Source organism: Brevibacillus sp. M2.1A (assembly GCF_013284355.2).
Classification (GTDB): Bacteria; Bacillota; Bacilli; order Brevibacillales; family Brevibacillaceae; genus Brevibacillus.
In genome coordinates this window covers 3,326,886-3,344,860 of sequence record NZ_JABSUY020000001.1, presented here as the reverse complement: position 1 = coordinate 3,344,860, position 17,975 = coordinate 3,326,886, and the positions used below count along the sequence as shown (strand labels likewise).

General features: G+C 49.1%; 18 protein-coding genes and 3 tRNA genes. 1 reads left to right on the top strand and 20 read right to left on the bottom strand.

The genetic code is table 11. The annotated features are described in order from the left end of the window. Nucleotides 1-116: 116 nt before the first annotated feature. The 4 genes from HP567_RS16610 to HP567_RS16595 all read right to left on the bottom strand — a co-directional run bounded on the left by HP567_RS16610 (nt 117) and on the right by HP567_RS16595 (nt 1,631). Nucleotides 117-1,163, bottom strand: coding sequence for an NAD(P)/FAD-dependent oxidoreductase (locus tag HP567_RS16610; protein ID WP_173609416.1), 1,047 nt, complete (start codon nt 1,161-1,163; stop codon nt 117-119). Between the two features lie 179 nt (nt 1,164-1,342). Beyond that, nucleotides 1,343-1,429: transfer RNA gene (locus HP567_RS16605), tRNA-Leu, on the bottom strand. A 7-nt stretch (nt 1,430-1,436) separates the two neighbouring features. Continuing rightward, nucleotides 1,437-1,512 (bottom strand) — tRNA-Thr (locus HP567_RS16600). Nucleotides 1,513-1,554: 42 nt separating this feature from the next. Continuing rightward, nucleotides 1,555-1,631 (bottom strand) — tRNA-Asp (locus HP567_RS16595). Nucleotides 1,632-1,808: 177 nt separating this feature from the next. Here HP567_RS16595 and HP567_RS16590 point away from each other — a divergent pair. Further along, the gene (locus tag HP567_RS16590) at nt 1,809-2,717 is read left to right on the top strand and encodes a C40 family peptidase (RefSeq protein ID WP_173609417.1); all 909 of its coding nucleotides are present in this window, start codon (nt 1,809-1,811) and stop codon (nt 2,715-2,717) included. A gap of 77 nt (nt 2,718-2,794) precedes the next feature. Here HP567_RS16590 and HP567_RS16585 read toward each other — a convergent pair whose 3' ends face one another. The 16 genes from HP567_RS16585 to HP567_RS16510 form a co-directional block, all read right to left on the bottom strand. After that, nucleotides 2,795-3,037, bottom strand: coding sequence for a hypothetical protein (locus HP567_RS16585; protein ID WP_173609418.1), 243 nt, complete (start codon nt 3,035-3,037; stop codon nt 2,795-2,797). A gap of 120 nt (nt 3,038-3,157) precedes the next feature. Further along, nucleotides 3,158-4,945, bottom strand: a complete 1,788-nt coding sequence (locus tag HP567_RS16580; RefSeq protein WP_173609419.1) for a M3 family oligoendopeptidase — start codon at nt 4,943-4,945, stop codon at nt 3,158-3,160. 144 nt (nt 4,946-5,089) lie between these two features. Continuing rightward, the gene (locus HP567_RS16575) at nt 5,090-6,307 is read right to left on the bottom strand and encodes a M20 family metallopeptidase (protein WP_173609420.1); all 1,218 of its coding nucleotides are present in this window, start codon (nt 6,305-6,307) and stop codon (nt 5,090-5,092) included. Between the two features lie 37 nt (nt 6,308-6,344). Then, complete coding sequence (locus HP567_RS16570; protein WP_173609421.1) at nt 6,345-7,307, bottom strand: P1 family peptidase; 963 nt, start codon at nt 7,305-7,307, stop codon at nt 6,345-6,347. Next, on the bottom strand, nt 7,307-7,864 hold the full coding sequence (locus HP567_RS16565) for an ECF transporter S component (RefSeq protein WP_056493023.1): 558 nt from the start codon (nt 7,862-7,864) through the stop codon (nt 7,307-7,309). Before HP567_RS16565 ends, HP567_RS16570 begins: the two co-directional genes overlap by 1 nt. A gap of 66 nt (nt 7,865-7,930) precedes the next feature. Then, nucleotides 7,931-8,767 (bottom strand): energy-coupling factor transporter transmembrane component T family protein, encoded by an 837-nt coding sequence (locus HP567_RS16560; protein WP_173609422.1) that lies wholly within the window; start codon nt 8,765-8,767, stop codon nt 7,931-7,933. Between the two features lie 13 nt (nt 8,768-8,780). Then, the gene (locus HP567_RS16555; protein ID WP_173609423.1) at nt 8,781-9,641 is read right to left on the bottom strand and encodes an energy-coupling factor transporter ATPase; all 861 of its coding nucleotides are present in this window, start codon (nt 9,639-9,641) and stop codon (nt 8,781-8,783) included. Continuing rightward, complete coding sequence (locus HP567_RS16550; RefSeq protein WP_173609424.1) at nt 9,638-10,507, bottom strand: energy-coupling factor transporter ATPase; 870 nt, start codon at nt 10,505-10,507, stop codon at nt 9,638-9,640. The genes HP567_RS16555 and HP567_RS16550 overlap by 4 nt, the downstream gene beginning before the upstream one ends. 162 nt (nt 10,508-10,669) lie before the next feature. Further along, nucleotides 10,670-11,968, bottom strand: a complete 1,299-nt coding sequence (locus HP567_RS16545; protein ID WP_173609425.1) for a sigma-54 interaction domain-containing protein — start codon at nt 11,966-11,968, stop codon at nt 10,670-10,672. Next, on the bottom strand, nt 11,965-12,207 hold the full coding sequence (locus HP567_RS16540) for a hypothetical protein (RefSeq protein ID WP_173609426.1): 243 nt from the start codon (nt 12,205-12,207) through the stop codon (nt 11,965-11,967). The genes HP567_RS16545 and HP567_RS16540 overlap by 4 nt, the downstream gene beginning before the upstream one ends. Nucleotides 12,208-12,231: 24 nt before the next feature. Next, a complete protein-coding gene (locus HP567_RS16535) occupies nt 12,232-12,567 on the bottom strand; it encodes a DUF4406 domain-containing protein (protein WP_173609427.1) in 336 nt (111 codons plus the stop codon). A gap of 120 nt (nt 12,568-12,687) precedes the next feature. Continuing rightward, entirely contained in the window at nt 12,688-13,359 is a 672-nt protein-coding gene (locus HP567_RS16530; RefSeq protein WP_173609428.1) for a GNAT family N-acetyltransferase, read from the bottom strand. Between the two features lie 41 nt (nt 13,360-13,400). Further along, on the bottom strand, nt 13,401-14,072 hold the full coding sequence (locus tag HP567_RS16525; protein WP_173609429.1) for a GNAT family N-acetyltransferase: 672 nt from the start codon (nt 14,070-14,072) through the stop codon (nt 13,401-13,403). Between the two features lie 36 nt (nt 14,073-14,108). After that, a complete protein-coding gene (locus HP567_RS16520) occupies nt 14,109-14,966 on the bottom strand; it encodes a carbon-nitrogen hydrolase family protein (protein ID WP_173609430.1) in 858 nt (285 codons plus the stop codon). 128 nt (nt 14,967-15,094) lie between these two features. Beyond that, nucleotides 15,095-16,354, bottom strand: coding sequence for a M20 family metallo-hydrolase (locus tag HP567_RS16515; protein WP_173609431.1), 1,260 nt, complete (start codon nt 16,352-16,354; stop codon nt 15,095-15,097). Then, nucleotides 16,351-17,973, bottom strand: a complete 1,623-nt coding sequence (locus tag HP567_RS16510) for an amidohydrolase (protein ID WP_173609432.1) — start codon at nt 17,971-17,973, stop codon at nt 16,351-16,353. The genes HP567_RS16515 and HP567_RS16510 overlap by 4 nt, the downstream gene beginning before the upstream one ends. Nucleotides 17,974-17,975: the final 2 nt, after the last annotated feature.

Sequence of the window (17,975 nt, the reverse complement as noted above, 5' to 3'; positions counted from 1 at the left end):
GGAGTTCCCTATTTATATAGACTGTCAATATTTTTATACCTTGCCTCTTACAATGTAACGTATGGGAAAAGCGACGATCAACCTGCAAATGTTGGGCTTTTTGTCCTACATCAATTCTACTCGTCGTCCTCATCGATAACCCCAAGGGCTTTGTTCTTTTCTTTAAAGCGCTGGTTATGAGAAGAAACGTACGCCATTCGGTCTGCTACCGGGTCAATATGCAATTTGGCACTATTTACAGCCACAGCCGCATCGGTGAATGCTCCCGCAATCAGCGTAATCTTGCTGTCAAAGCTAGCAAAATCTCCCGCCGCAAAAATCCCTGGCAGATTCGTTGCCAGACGAGGACTGACAAACACGTTCCACTCATCCATGTCCAAGCCCCACTCGTTAATTCCAGTGAAATCGGCCTTCAATCCGTGATTGACAATAATGGCGTCTACATCGATTTGCTCTGTCTCGTCTGTCTCCAGATGACGTATCGTCACTTTATCGATCGTTTCTTTGTCTGAGCTTTGCAATTGCGTGACCGCATATGGCGTACGAACGATCGCAGAGGACTCTTTCATGCGCTTTACATTCCGCTCATGTCCTCCAAATACATCTCGGCGATGCACGATAGTGACGGATGCTGCGATTTGTACCAGTTCATTTGCCCAATCGACCGCGGAGTCCCCGCCCCCTGAGATGAGGACATGCTTCCCACGGAATGGCTCCAGTTCCTGCACCGTATAATGAAGATTTGTCACCTCGTAGCGCTCGGCTCCTTCGATCTCCAGCTTTGCCATCTTCAAAATACCTCGACCCAAAGCCAATATGATCGTGCGGGTCCAATGTCGTCTCCCCGATTTTGCAACGAGTATGTAAGTTCCATCTTCTTGTGGCTCTAATCCAATGATCGCCTCACCTAAGACGATGGTAGGATCAAACGTCTTTGCTTGTTGTACCAGATTGGCAATTAGCTTTTCACATAACTGTGGTGGTACACCGCCTACATCCCAGATCATTTTTTCTGGATAGATCAACATTCGTCCACCGAGTTCTTCTTTCGCTTCAATGAGTTTTGTCTTCATATCGCGCATTCCGCTATAAAAGGCAGCGTACATCCCCGCAGGGCCACCGCCGATAATGGTTACATCAAACAGCTCCAACTTTTCTCCCACAACTACCCCTCCACTGTCTTTCTTGTTTGTTTATGAATCATCAAAAACGATAGTGAAAATGAGATTCATTATCATAATGTGATTGTAATGGAAAATGGAGGAGGATTCAACATGCAAGAAAAATAAAAAGGCTCGTCATTAGCTTCATCAGCTAATGTACGAACCTGTTGTTTGCCATATGGTGCGGTCGAGAGGACTTGAACCTCCACGGTGTTGCCACCACTAGAACCTGAATCTAGCGCGTCTGCCAATTCCGCCACGACCGCATAAAAATGGTGCCGGCAATAGGACTTGAACCCACAACCCCCTGATTACAAGTCAGGTGCTCTACCAATTGAGCTATACCGGCACATTAGAAAAACTATTAAATTCGCACATTCTCGTAAAAGAATGGCGGAGCTGACGGGACTCGAACCCGCGACCTCCGGTGTGACAGACCGGCGTGAACTCCAACTTCACCACAGCTCCATGTGGTTTTTGTCTCCATCTCGCGGCGACTTCTGTAATATAGCACGATCCTATCTCGTGATGCAATAGTTTTTAAAAAATAAAATAAAGATTATTTTTTTCATAGATTTACCAAGCAAAATCCGATAGAATTTTAGCTAGATATGCAGATTTTAGTAGATTGGTGGAGACGATGACATGAAAAAGACTTCGAGGCTACTCACCTTCCTCGCCCTCTTCACTCTGCTGCCTACTGCTGCCCATGCTTCCTCATCGGCATATGTGGTATCAGCAGGTGATACGCTGAGCAAAATCGCTCGCGAGCATCAAGTATCAGTGGAACAACTCATTCAATGGAACCAACTGAATGATGATAGATTGTCAATTGGACAAACATTGTCTATTCATGGTGAAAACACTTCTGGCTCCATTGCGACTGACACTCCTTCCGATGTAGCTGTCAATCAGAATGATAACGCTACCACTGAGTCTAAAGAACTAACAGCTGGTGAAAAAGCCCGCGTCACTGGTGACGTGCTGAATGTTCGTAAAAAGCCTTCGACTGACGCAAAAGTATTAGGCAAGCTACGATTCGGTTCTATTGTAGAAGTCGTAGAGACGGGTAGTGAATGGACGAAAATCGAATTCGAAGATCGTGAAGCATACGTTTCTACAGAGTTCCTAAGTCCAAACCTCACTTCTACCGTTTCGCTGCCTGCCGAGGTAAATGCAGAAGATCTGGGTCGTTTGAAGGAAATTTTTGAACCATTGCTTAATACACCATACGTCTTAGGCGGAACTACTCCGAATGGCTTTGATTGTAGTGGCTTTACTTCATACGTTTTTGAGCAGCTTGGGGTTACACTTCCGCGCACTTCTGAAGATCAATTCCGTGGTGGTCAAGAAGTATCATTGGATCAAGCACAGCCTGGTGACCTCTTGTTCTACGATTCGCTTGGCAAAGGACGCGTGTCTCACGTAGCGATCTATCTGGGTAATGGGGCAATCGTGCATGCGAATGGCGAAGATGTTCGTTATGGCAAAGTCGAATACATGCATAAGCTCTACCCGTTTTACGGCGTGAAGCGTTACGCTAATTTCCAGTAAGCTTTCCTACACAAATAAGCAAACAACAGCCCTCTCTGCTTTTACAGCAGGTCGAGGGCTGTTTGTCTTTTTTGTGCTTAATGTATTTCGTTATTATGGGCCTGCTGATTCTGTTGTTGTTGCCCTCCGATTTCGATTTTGCCCAACGCTTGCTTCATTTTGTCGAGTTGGAGTTGATAATCGCGAACGACTACGGTAAGAACACTGACAGATTCCTTGAAATCCGGCTCGCTGCTTACTCTGTCGATGGCTCTATGTAAATGCAGCATCTTGTTCTCCGTTTCCCGTAATAGGTCGAGTAACTGCAATCCGTTTACCACGTAATCACCTCATCTGTTTTTTCTTACTTTCTCCTTCCCCTCTGTTCCCTATGCGCACAAAAACGCTTTGTATCATAAATAAAAAACGTCCGCTCATGACATAGCGGACGTTCTTCCTGTTTAGTTCAGGCGAGCAGATGCGAGCTCAACGAATTTGTCGATATCTTTTGCAACCAAAGAGAGAGAATTCCGCCAGAAATCAACTGAGCGTACGTCAACATCCATGATAGCTGCAACGTCCGCAACGCTCATTTTGCCCGTTACTGACAAGAGCTTGTCGTACTGCTCAACAAAAGCCTCCCCGCGCTTGAGATACTCTGCGTACAGGCCTTTTGCGAACAAGAGCCCAAAAGCATACGGGAAGTTGTAGAAATTGTAATCCGCGCTATAATAGTGCGGTTTGCATACCCACATGTAAGGGTGTAGGGCCGCCGGATCCAAACCATCTCCGTACGCGTCCTTTTGCGCTTGCAGCATCAGTTCGTTCAGCGTGGAAACAGACAAGGCACCTTCTGTTCTGCGCTCAAATACAGCAGTCTCGAACAAGTAACGGCTATAAATATCGACGATCACCTGACTTGCCCCGCTGATATCATTTTCCAAAATCGCAAATGCTTCCTCGGCTGTCGCTTGTTCCAGCGCTGCATTGGCAATGATGGTTTCGCACAAAATGGACGCAGTCTCGGCGATTGGCATTGGGTATTCGCTATTCAAGAATGCTTCGTTTACGAGACATTCTCCGTGATAACCATGTCCCAATTCATGTGCCATTGTGCTCACATCGCTGTAGCTGCCTGTGTAGTTGGACATAATTCTGCTCTCCCCTACGATGTGCAGGTTGTAACAGAATGCCCCTCCACGTTTGCCTTCTCGAATCTCTGCATCAATCCACTGATTGTCATAAGCTCGTGCTGCATAGTTGGCGAGCTTTTCGCTAAAGCTACCAAAGTGCTTCACGATGAAGTCGCGGGATTCCTCATACGAGAACCGCATGTCTGCCTCACCAACTGGCGCAAACAAATCATAAAACGGCAACTGAGCGCTCTCATGACCGAGCAACTTCGCCTTTGTACGGAAGTATTGATGGAAGGATGGAAGGCTCTCACGCATCGCCTGAAGCATCGCTTCGAGCGTCTCGCGGTCCATGCGGGAGTCTTGCAACGTCTTATCCAGCGGCGATTCATAGCCTCTGAGCTTCGCTACGGTAATAACCTCACCCTTAATTCCATTCAAGCTGGCAGCTGCAGCCTCATCAATTTTTTTGTAAGCGGCAAGTTCCGCCTCATATGCCGTTTTACGAAGCTGCGGATCTTTTTCGTTCGCCATGTTTCGTACTACTGGCAATGGAAGCTGTTTGTGCTCCCCATCGACTGTAATGTCTACCAGTAATGTGGAAGTCAGTATTTCATGGAGCTTTGTCCATGCATTTGACCCTGTATTTTTCATTTTTGCCAGAACGATTTCTTCTTTTTCGCTCAGCATATATTTGCTCTTGTCTGACATTTCTGTCAACATAAAGCGATGTGTCTCTAACAGCTCCGATTGGCTGATCAACTCGTCCAGGTTGCTCAACGATCCTAACCATTTTTGGAATTGTACGCCCGGTTCAACCAATTCAACAGCCTGATTCTGTACTTTTTCAATTGCGAGCAGTGCTGCTTCATTCTTGGCATCCACGCTAGCAGTCAACTCTCCGTAGGCGTACAAACGAAACTGCGTTTGCAGGACAGAGGTCATCATGGTGATGTATTTCTCCATTTTCGCTACTGCATCTTCTGAAGATTGCAAGTTTTGCGCTGCCCAACTTTTGATCTCTTCTGTTTCACGTACTAACTTCTCCCAATCTTGTTTCCATTCTGGTGCATCAAACGAGGAATACAAGACATCCAATTTCCAACGCATATTCATGGGCACGCGCCTCCTTTTCGCTTATGTAACAAGCCTATTGTAAAAAAAATTAGATGGATTCTGCAAGTTTTTACTATGAAAACTTCTTTTTCGAGAATAAAAAGACTCTGCCGCTACCATAAGCAGAGTTCTTTTATAGGGCGATCAAGCTCGAACTGGCTGCGTCAAAAACGTCAACGCTGACAAGGCAAAAAGTTGGGTGGATTCCACCAATTGGTCAATGGCTACGTACTCATCTGCATGGTGAGGGATGTGACGATCGCCTGCGCCTGTCGTCAAAATCGGTATGCCGGCCTTGTGCAGGAAGGTACCATCTGTCGCACCTGGGACGCCATTATAAACGGGTTCTTTTTTGGTAATTTCCCGATACGCGCTAGCGACAGCAGTCACGACTTCTTCCTTCATGCCAGTCAACGTCCATGGGCGCTCTTCGATGACTTCCAAGGTGGCTTTGAACTTGTCATCTTCTTTGCTTAATCCTTCTAATATCTCACTGATTTCTTTATACAGCGCCTGGTGGTCCTGCCCGGGTACCGTGCGAATATCAAGCGTGGTCATGCATTGATCGGGTACGACGTTGATCTGGGCGTCTCCTTTGACCGGTGCCTGCAAAATCGTCGGAGTGATACTCGGCCACCCCAACATCGGGTGCTCTCCCAGACGAGCCATTTCCTTGCGCTCCAGCTCCTCTAATGCGACTATGGCGCGTGCCATCCTTGTGTTTGGATTGATTCCTGTCAGTGGCATGGCACCATGCGCCATTTTGCCAAACGTACGAAGAATCGCTCGCATGGCTCCTTTTTGCGTGATGCAGAGCTGATTTTCTTCCGGTTCGCAGATGATCGCAGCATCAACGTTGTTGGCCCAGCCGCGGCGGATGAAATCTTTGATCCCGATCATCATGCTCTCCTCATCGCAAGGGATGCACAGGAGGATTTTTCCTGTAAAAGACTGTTTGGATCGTTGGATTGCTTTGACGGCACATATCGCGGCTGCCAGATTTCCTTTTGTGTCACAGGAGCCACGCCCGTAGATACGCCCACCAGATATTGTCCCGCCAAAAGGGTCATAGCTCCAAGCATCCCGGTCCCCTTCTGTTACGACATCTGTATGGGCTTCGAACAAAAGCGTTTTGCCAGGTCTACCCGAATCGTAAAAAGCGATGACATTCGGCCTGCCCGGAACAACCTCCTCATAGAAGACCTGCAAACCCATATTGCGAAGATAATCGGCGACAAATAGCGCGACCCGCTCTTCATTCGCTCCTGCCTGATCAGGGCGAAATACACTCGGAATTCTTACCAGCTCCTGCGTAAGGCGTACAACTTCCTGCTCGTCAACAAAGGATATTACCTGATTCATCCGCCAACCCTCTCCTCTGCATCCAATTTTGTTACACCTATTCCTGGAAGTAACTGCGATAAGATGGCAGCCCCCCTGCTTCCTCAGCTTGCTTAACCGCTTGGACGACGGCTTCTGCCAGCACATCTGCGGACAACGCGCCCACCAGGTCTACACTCACCTCTACTTCGCCTGTTGCTACAGCAAAGATCGTATCGCCATCGTACATGGTGTGAATCGGACGGATCGTACGGGCAAGCCCGTCATGAGCCATTTGCGCAACTTTGTTTGCTTCTGCTTTGGACAAGCGGGCATTGCTCGCGACTACGGCAATTGTCGTGTTCGTACCTGGAGGGATTGGGGCAAAAGCTTGCTGGCGCATCATCTCCACGCTATCCCGAATGGTACCCTGTTCATCTCTCGGTCCGGCTATTATCGTCCCTGACTGTGGATCTACGACATGACCGACTGCATTTACAGCAACGATTGCGCCTATGACGAGTCCATTCGGTAGAATCACGGAAGCTGTGCCCACCCCGCTCTTCATCGCATTCACAAATCCATTCAGCTTGCCTACTGACGCACCTGTACCAGCACCGACGTTTCCTTGTGCTGCTGTCTCACGGCTTGCTGCCTGTGCTGCCGCATAGCCCATATGACGATCTGGACGAACCCGATAGTCGCCTACAGCCAGGTCGAACAAGACTGCTGCTGGAACGATAGGAACGACGCCATAGCCAACATCTAGCCCGATGCCTTGTTCCTCCAAATACTGCATGACACCTGAGGCAGCATCCAAGCCGTATGCACTACCACCCGAAAGGCAAATTGCATGGACCACACTCACCAGATTGAGCGGGTCCAAGAGGTCTGTCTCGCGAGTGCCCGGGGCTGAACCCCGGACATCCACGCCGCAGACAGACGGCTTTTCCAGCATAATCACACTGCATCCCGTTAATGTTTCTTCGTTTTGTGCATGCCCGACAAGAACGCCGGGTACGTCAACTATCGTTCCGGTCATTATAAGTCTCCTGAAATTTTTGATTTTTGCCTGCCCGCTGAGCCTAACTTCTTCCAGGCCGCCACGACTGCCAATGTCACAATGACAGAAACAATTGCTTCTGGCAAGCCGCTCGTGATTGCGACTGTTGTCGCTACACCAAGCGTCATGTAGCCTCGAATAACGGCCATGCCCAGTACCAGGATCGTGTTTGTCATCGCCCCGATAAAACCAGCGGCACCAATCGCCAAGTACTGATTGACGTTTTTCAAACCAACATAGGTCAAGTAAGCAGTCACGCCGATGAACAACCGTGGCAGGATGGCGACAAGAGGGTCTTTAAACAGCGGGACGGTGGCATTTAAGAAAGAAGAGACTCCAAATATAAGGCCAATGATCATACCAACGCCCCAGCCCTCCATGATGCCCCCGATGACAGCCGGGATGTGCATAATAGTGGCATTGCCCGCTGCTGTCGGAACCGGAATGTAGCCGAGACGAGTCACCCCGAGCAAAATCGCGATCGCCCCCAAAACGCCTGCAATGACAATCTTGCGAACGGTCAAGCCTTTTTCCATGCATACTCCTCCTTTTACGAGTTTTATGTGGAATGCCCTACTCGGGCGAGTTCCCGCTAGTCTTCCTTACCAAGGTATGGCGAGCATGGCGGCAGAAATGACTATGCTTGCGATCAGCGCGACGTAATCCTTGCCTACTGCCTTGTACTGGGTGTATCTGGTCCGTGCGGCACCTGGTGTGTAGCATCTGGCTTCCATTGCCAAAATCAAATCTTCAGCTCTGGAGAGCGCCACATTAAACAGCGGGATAATGATAGGAAACATATCTTTTGTTCTCTGGATAATCCGCCACCATTCTCCTGTACCGAAGTCTGCACCGCGAGACGCTTGTGCTTTCATCATTTTTTCCATTTCCATCGCGAAGGTAGGTACAAAGCGCACAGCAATCGTAATGATCAATGCAAACGCGTGAACGGGAAACTTCACTTTTTCCAAAGGCCCCAGCAGTCGCTCCATGCCGTGCGTGAGTTCCGTCGTAGAAGTGCTGAGCGTGAGGACACTCGATAAAAAGATCACTTCTACAAAGCGCATGGCAGACACAATGACGAGGCGTACACTCTCACTCGTGATCGTGATGAAGCCGTATTTCAAATAAACCGTTCCGCCATTGACAACCTCCCCGTAAAAAAGCAACTGCATGATCGCCAATATAATGATAAAGGGGATAGCGGGCTTGATCCCGGATATGCCGTAATGCAGAGGGATCTTCGAGATTTGAAACATCCAGATACAAATGGCTAAAGCAAACAGATTGCCCACATATGTATCGCAGATGGCAATCGCTAAGATGAGAATGACGAAAGCACCAAGCTTGAAACGAGGATCGAGACGATGAACGACCGAAGCAGTGGGTAAATATTGACCGATCGTAATATTTCTCGTCAATTCAAATTCTGCTGACATGTGGACCCCCTCCTTAGCGGTTCAACAGTTTCAAAATTTCCATCGCTGTCTCTTCAGGTAAAAAAGCGCTAGGATCGATGCTGTAGCCATGCTCACGGAGCCTGTATAAAATATCGACTGATTCCGGTGTGCCGATGTGATGCTGTCGCAGCAATTCCTGATTGCTAAAAATTTGTCGTGGTGTCCCTTCGCAGACTGATTGGCCGTTTGCCATAACGTAGACACGATCTGCAAGCTTGGCGACCTCTTCCATATTGTGTGAGACGAAAATAACCGTTAGCTTTTCTTCCCGATTGAGACTGCGGATGCGTTCCAATAGCTCAAGACGAGAGCGCGGGTCCAACCCGGCAGTTGGCTCATCAAGCACGAGAACCTTGGGTTGCAAGGAAAGGACACCAGCCAATGCCACCTTGCGCTTCTGCCCTCCACTTAGGGCAAAAGTCGGACGATCTTTCATCTCCTGAAACGAGAGGCCGACCAAGTCCATCGCCCACTGAACACGTCGCCGCACTTCCTCTAAAGGCAGCCCCATCCGAAAAGGGCCATAGGCTACATCATCACCGACCAGTTTTTCGAACAGTTGATCCTCCGGATTTTGAAAAACGAGCCCTACTTGTCTGCGCAATGTACGAATATCGATTTTGGGTGAAGATACGTCCATTCCATTGATGATGACCGTACCGGACTGCGGGCGAATCAGACCGTTAAAATGCTGGATTAACGTCGATTTTCCCGATCCGGTATGACCGATAATGGCCAAGCATTCGCCCTCTGCCACCTGGATGCTTACCTGATCGAGAGCCCGATGTTCGAGAGGTGTTCCCTGCATATAGACATGAGAAAGATTTTCTACGTTTACGATCGGTTGCGTCATGAACCACTCGCCTCCGCTTGTCTGACGTATAGACGATTAACCTCCGCAACAACTTCCTCATTGTGGATGAGATCAGGGGTAAATTCGCTATATTCGGAGTGGACGAGATGAGCGATTCGGCTCGCGTCTGGAACATCCAGATGGAGTTCGCGAAGTCTTTCCTGATGGGAAAATACTTCTCGTGGAGTCCCCTCCAATACGATCTTGCCGCCCTCCATCACGATGACGCGATCTGCTTCTGCTACCTCTGACATGTGATGGGTCACTGTGACAATCGTCATTCCTTCGCGATGCAGCTTGCGAACGACTGCCAAAATATCCTGTCTACCGTAGCTGTCCAGCATACTCGTCGCTTCATCCATGACAAGGACTTGGGGCTTCATCGCCAATATACCCGCAATGGCGATCCGCTGCTTTTGTCCGCCAGACAAATGATGAGGCGGGCGATGGCGAAATGCACTCATTCCTACTGCCTCTAAGGCAAAATCCACTCGTGTTTTCATCTCTTCCGCCGATGTCCCGATGTTCTCCAATCCGAAAGCCACATCGTCCTCTACAATCGTCGCGACAATCTGATTGTCCGGATGCTGAAAAACCATCCCGACACGGCTCCTCACTTCATGGATGCGCTGTTTTTCACGCGTGTTGATGCCGTTAACGATGACGTCACCTTCCTTTGGAGTCAAAATTCCATTGAGATGCTTAGACAGCGTTGACTTACCGGACCCATTATGACCGATAATGGCGACATATTCTCCTGGAAACACTTCTAGGGAGACATTTTGCAGGACAGGAATTTGTTGATCTTGGTTAACCTGATAGGCAAACGAGACATTTTTTACACGAATAATCGGTTGTGGTGTCATGCTCTCCCCTCGCCTCTTCGTAAAAGTCGTTATGTTGTGATCCCCATAAATAAGCAACTACCATGCCAAATGAATGTGTTTTTAATTTTCTGTTAATTATGCAATTAACGGTGCTTACTCTGTTGCAAACATGCATCGCTGATGTTGCACTTGCATCAATTTCTACGACCTTTCGTAGCGCTTCATTTTTCTCCACAGGGTGGACCGATCCATTCCCAAAATTTTCGCCGCCTCCCCCTTGTTTCCCTTTGTCTCCGCCAACACCTTTCGGATGACTTCTGCTTCTCCCTCTTCTTGGTCTCGGTAAGATTGTCGCTGATACAGCTTCTTGGCAAAAAAAGCTGTGTCCTTCTTGCCAAGTGCGTCGTCCTTGCAAAGCAAGACCATTCTTTCCACCACGTTGCGCAACTCTCGTACATTGCCTGGCCAGTCATATTGTTTGAAAACGTGAAAAACGGCCTCTTCTACTTTCAAATGCCTTTTATTTTCCCGTTCCTTGATTTCTTCCATAATCGACGCCACCAATAGCGGAATATCTTCAATTCGCTCTCGCAAAGCAGGTAACTCAAGCGTCAACACGTTCAATCGGAAGTACAAGTCTGATCGAAACTGGTTTTCTTCTACCAGCCGTTCCAAATCCCGATTCGTTGCCGCGATGACTCTCACATCGACCGGGACGATGCGCTCCCCGCTGATTCTGCGCACTTTTTTCTCTTGCAAGATACGCAAGAGCAATGCTTGGATCGGGATTGACAACTCACCGATTTCATCGAGAAACAGAGTGCCTCCGTGGGCCAATTCAAACAGCCCGGGCTTTCCGCCTTTTCGTGCGCCTGTAAAAGCTCCTTCCTCGTATCCAAACAACTCGCTCTCCAATAAATTGCCAGGGAGTGCCGCACAGTTAACCGGGATGAACGGTCCGGTTGCACGCTGGCTGCTCAAATGAATCCCTTGGGCAAACAGCTCCTTGCCTGTCCCAGTCTCCCCCTGTATGAGAACTGTCGCATCTGTCCGCGCAAATGTTTCCGCCCATTCCTTCGCTTCCCGGATCGCAGAAGACTCTCCCACGATATCCTCCAGGCGGAATTTGGCTTCCAAGCCGCTTTCCATGCTCTGCTTGCGAATGCGCATCTCCATTTTTTGAATGTCGGTAATCTCTTTAAAAGTAGACACAGCACCCACGATTTCACCCTCCACGACAATCGGCAAACGGTTAATGATAATTTGTCGATTCAGAATCGTCGCAATGTCCCCAATCTCTTTTTTTCCTGTTGCCAAAATCCTCAACATATCTGAATTGGGGATATAACGGGTAATTTTTTGTCCAACGATATTGCTTGGCAGACCGAGTATTTCCATCGCGTTTTTATTGACCCCGATAATCATGGAATCCCGATCGACCGCGATAATCCCGTCGTGAGAAGCGTCCAGAATCGCCTGCATGTGGATGTCGTGAATCATTTGCCTGGCTCTCCTTCCTCGGCTTGCTCAAGCAGAACGGCTACTTCTGGTGCTGGCCTTCTTGCCCGACGCTTTTTTCGTTTCTTTTTCCGTAAAACGAAAATGGACAGGAGCATCAGCGCGAGAATGGCCAGCTCAATCGGTTGTGCCAGCTTGGCAGAAGTCCAGCCGCTCATGCCCAGCAAGTGAAAGATGACGGCTATGTAAAGGAAGATCGATGCTAGATTTTGAGCTTTCACCTGTTTCACCTCTGTTGTTTCTGGTTAGAGAAAGAATGCGGCAATCACTTTATCGTTGATCCCACTCTTGGAGTAATAATGAACGGGCTTTCCTTGTTCTTTCGCATACGCAATTTCTTGTCTTGTACTGTTCCCGATATAGCCCTCTACATCGATGACAAATATCTCGTCGGACAAGTCGATTTTTCGAAAGTGAATGTCTGTGAGTAAAACTGCTTGCTCCTGTGATATTGCAAAGCCCTCACTCTGCTCGAAAAAGGCAACACTCATTACGATGTTTCCTTGGAGAGTCAAATACGTATTCGCCTGCTCAAATTCCTTTTTGAATTTGGTAGACCCACATAGGGTGATGATTTTCATTTTATGTCCCTCTCCATATGGTCTGTTTTTTTCGTAATAATCTGACTAGCCTACTACGAAAAACTCCCATGGAGCCGTGAACATAGCTCCACAGGAGAGTTGGTTCTTGTTGTCTTTCGATTAGATGGGGAGCAGTTCCACCGTTTCTTTGCTCTCCAAGTCTTTCACCATATCGAGCCATGCCTGTGGCTTTTGTGGAAGCACAGCGTAATAACGCTTCAAGAACGTGACGATCAGTTCGGCTTCGAGCGTCGTTTGCTCTTCGTTTGTCGGCATGAAACCCAGATCGAGTCCGGATACCGCTTCGCCGTCATTTTGCCAGGATGGATGTACGTAGGTAAAGTTCGTACGTTTGTAGCCCAGATGAGAGAGCACTTCACGGCGTACAAATGGGTCCATGGGCTTAATTCCGCCAAAGCTGTGTTCTTCCACACGGTATGGGTCGTAGATTTCGGCAAACATCCCGTACAGCTCCTTGCCGTTTTCAGCAGCCAGCGCGAGCAGGTCCTTTTGACGCTCTCTAGCGAGGAATCGTCCTACTCCGAGTCCTTCGCGACCAATGATCGTAAAATCTGTCATGGCTACGTTCATGTCCGTGTAATAACGGTATTCGGTAGCGCCCACAACTTCTCCTTCGTGTACAGCTACAAATACACGAATGCCCGGATCTTCCAGTGGTTCTTTCCACAGATCGTACGCCAATACTTCCTCAGGCGGAAAAACCTCTTGCATCAAACGGTGCATCTTCGCAAACAGCGGATTGTCAATATGTTGAATACGTACGAATTCCATCAGCCGAATCCCCTCTCGATCGATTATGTCGGATAAACGCCCTACAGATGCTGCTGAAATGGATTTTTCCATTCCATGAGTGTCGCGTAGTTGCGAGATTCCTCATCTTCCAAATAATTCGCTACGACCTGAACAGGCGTGCGACCACAGCGCATGAGAAATGTAATCACCGGGTCTCTTACTTCCCCTGTCAGAACACACTCTAAATACTGCTCAGGCGACCATTGGTCTGCATAACGACCATATCCTGGCATGCGACCTCCGCCGAGCAATCTGCGCAGTTTCTTTTGTACCACCAGCTCATACATCGCTTGCATCATCTGTTGGCCCAATCCCAGCTTGCGGAAGCTCGGGCGAATGCAAATATCTACGATGTACAGCGTGTCCCCTTGCGGATCATGATTACGGATATAACCGCTATCCGTGACATCCTCCCACTTATGCTCGGGTTGAGCGGGATCAAACTTCACGAGCAACCCTGTCATCGAACCTGCCAAAACGCCATCCACTTCTACACAAATGGCACCTTCCGGGAACAGCGTAATATGGTTCGTCAGCTGCTCCTGATTCCACCATAGCTCAGACGGGAATGGCGGAGGAAAGCTCTCCGCCTGTATTTGGATCAATTCGAAGAAGTCTGCCCGATTGTAGTTGCGTATGACGGCTCTGCGTGGCTTGTTCCCTTCAAATACATACAGCTCTTTTCTGTACATATTCATCCTCCTGCTGTCCTGATCACGATGGGTTGCTTACTTCCAGTCTGTATACAAATCGGTGCGGCGGTCGCGCCAGGTTGTGACAGAACCTTTTTCCCGCACGTCGTATAGCAATTGAATATCCAGGTCAGCGGTTACCATCATGTCGTGGTTGATTTCCCCTTCAGCAAGAATGCCTCGCGGAGGGAACGGCACATCGTTTGGTGTCAAGATCGCCGCTTGTCCAAAGTTCGCTCGCATGAAATCAACTGTCGGCAGCGAGCCTACTGTTCCAGTCAGCACCACATACACTTGATTTTCAATCGTCCGGGCATGACTGGTATAACGTACGCGGTGGAACGCATGGCGATCATCCGTGCAAGACGGGCAGAAAATGACGTCTGCACCCCGTGCTTTGGCGATGCGCACCCACTCAGGGAACTCGATGTCGTAGCAAATAATCATCGCGACCTTCCCTTTGTCGGTCTCAAAGATTTGCAGCGAGTCGCCAGCCCCCATGTTCCAGCCTTTTACTTCCCATGGCGTGATATGGATTTTTTTCTGCTGGCCTACACGTCCATCCGGGTAGAACAGAAAAGCCGTATTGTAAAGCTTGCCGTTTTCTTCGATGATGTGCGTTCCACCAATCAGATGCATCTCATATTTGGCAGCGAGGGAACGAAACAGCTCGACATAACGGGCCGTGAACGATGGCAATGCCGTAATCGGCAGCGCATGGCCCTGTTCGTCTCCGATTGACATGAGTTGAGTCGTAAACAGCTCCGGGAAAAGGAGAAATTCTGTGTCGTACTCTTGCGCGTTTTTCACGTAGTGCTCAACTTGATTGGCGAAGTCTTCAAAGCTATGTATGGTATGCAGATGGTACTGCACAGCGGAAACACGCATTTTCATGCCATTCTTCCTTCCTCAGACGTGATAAGAACCTCTAAGAATAAAATATATCAAAAACAGTCTGTAAAGTCTCGTCATAGACTGTATGAAAAAAGTCGCCTATCCGCTAAGACGGGCGACTCTCTCTTTTATTGGTTGGTGCTCATCCGCAATACGGTTTTGTAAAGCAGCTCTGTTCCCAGCGCCACGTCTTCATAGGCTGCGTATTCTTTTGGATTATGACTGATACCGTCCTTGCAGCGGACAAAAATCATCCCGTAATCACAGACGTAGGAGAGCGCCAAAGCGTCATGGAAAGGACCACTCATCAGTTCGCGCACAGAGGCACCGAGCTTGCTGCTCTCCTCATGCATGATTGCCTTTATCCAGTCGGCACAGTAACGCGGGTCACTATTCGTATCTTCCGTAATGGTATATTGCAATCCGCCTTCTACGGCGGCTAGCTCAATCGCCTCGCGCAACGCTTGTTCGCGCTCATCGCGTCGCTGCAAATCAATGTCGCGCAAATCAATCGAAAAACGCACCCGCTCGGGAATGATGTTACGCGAATCCGGGAAAACCTCCAAATGACCGACTGTACCAACTGTCGGCGCTTGTGGATCGAGCTTTGCCAACTCGTTTACTGCCAAAATTACTTTTGCCGCTCCGACCAGTGCATCCTTTCTCATCGGCATCGGTACGGAACCAGCATGCCCGGCAAAGCCAGTCAGCTCGACCGTCCACCACAAAGGCCCCGATATCGCCGACACGATTCCTATCGCTTCTTTGGCATCATCGAGAATCGGCCCCTGCTCAATATGCAGCTCGAGATAAGCACCTATGCTGCCTTTTGGATAAATAGACGCTTCCAGGCGATCAGGATCGCAGCCAAAATCAGCCAGTGCCTGCCTGCGTGTAATCCCGTTTTTGTCCGTCCGCTCCAAGTCTGTCGGGTCCAGCATGCCGAGAATGCCTTTGGAGCCAAACAGTCCTTTTTGAAACCGGCACCCTTCCTCGTCACAAAACGCAACGACTTCAATAGGTTGTGTGGGCATGATTCCTTGTTCATTCAACGTCTGGACGACCTCCAGTCCCCCCAATACGCCGATCACACCATCGTACTGCCCACCGTATGGCTGCGAATCGATATGAGAGCCAATCATCAGAATCGGGGCTTGCTCATCCTTCCCCATCATCCGGCCAATCAAATTGCCGAAGTCATCGATCCGGGTCTGAAGACCGGCTTCTTCCATCCAGCTACGCACCAGCTCTACACCTGCCCGGTCTTCAGCGGACAAAGCGAGTCGACATACACCCGTTTCACCTATTTTCCCGATTTGCGCCAATTGCTCGATTCGTTTTTGCAGGCGTTCTTCATTGATCGCAAGCTTTCTCGCTTTTACGTTCATGCTAGTAGAACCTCCTCATCTTGGCGATGATAGACGAACTCTCCATCTATCATCGTTTTGTCTACGCGTAGCTCTTTGATGCGATCTGCCCGCGTTGCCAAAATATCGCCGTCCAGCACCACGAGATCAGCCAGCTTCCCGACTTCAATACTCCCTTTGATCCCCTCCTCAAAGCTGGCGTACGCTCCGTTCCAAGTAAACATGCGAATCGCCTCCATGATGCTGACCCTTTGATTGATCCCCACATCCTGACCTGTTTTACTCAACCGATTAACAGCAGCATGAATCCCGATCAGCGGGTTGAAATCAGTCACGGGACTATCCGATGCGCCTGCCGCAATGATCCCCGCGTCTACCTGATCCCTCGCCGGAAACATATGTCCGACACGCTCTCCGATATTTTTCACATACGAATCGCCGTAATCATAGATAAAAGCAGGATTCGGAATGGGTACGACACCTAGCCGAGCCATTCTCGCCAACAGATCAGGCGCAGATACACCCGCATGTTCAATCCGATGTCGGTGGTTCTCGCGCGGATGTGCTTCTAATGCCGTTTCAAAGCATGTCATCAGCATGTCAATCGCTCGATCTCCCTGGGCATGAGCGGTAATTTGAAAACCTTTTGCATGTGCCTCTCCCAAAATGGTATTCAACTCGTCCTGTTCATAGTAGAGAATTCCGTAATCATCTGGTCGGCTGGTGAACGGTTCACGCATGGCCATCGTGGGCGCAATGCTTGCCCCATCGGTAAAAACCTTCGCAGGTCCGATACGGAAGCGAGCATTCCCCGTACCCGTTACCATTCCGGCATCGATCATCCTGCGGACAAAATCATCCGATTGATTCAGCGCACAAACCATTGCGTAGATACGAACTTTTACGTCACCTTTCTGTACCGCTTTTTGCATTGCCCGATAGTTCTCTGGACCGTATCCTCCCGCATCATGGACACTCGTAATGCCAGCAGCAACAAAGTCTTTCGAAGCCAATCGCAGACCTTCGATATACTCGGCTTCTGTAAAAGCAGCTTTTTCAAACATGTTCATATGTGCCGTTTCGATGAGGAATCCGGTTAGCTCACCATCTGCATCACGCTCAATACGTCCACCTTGTGGGTCGGCTGTGTCTCTGTCGTAACCTGCAATGGCAAGCGCTCTGCTGTTTACGACAGAGTGATGAGCGCACGTCCTCATGACAAAAACGGGATGCGCTGTCGTCACTTCATCCAGCTCGGCGAGTGTCGGATAGCGTTGCTCTTGCATGAGATTTTCATCGAAACCACATGCCCTCACCCATTCACCTCTGGGTGTTTTTTCCGCTTGTTCTTTCAGTGCAGTGAGCAGATCATCAATTGACCTGATCCCTCTCGCTTTGCAATCAACCCCCAGCTTGTTCGTACCGTATATCGTAATATGCAGGTGGGCATCGATGAAGCCGGGCAATAGACTTTTCCCTTGCAAATCAATGACGTTTGTATGTGATTGAATCAACTGCTTCACATCTTCATTAGACCCGACAGCAAGAATGCGATTCCCTCTGACTGCCACCGCCGCCGCCACCCGATTCTCTTGATCTACCGTGATCACCTGTCCGTTGATAAAAACAGTATCTGCCATAT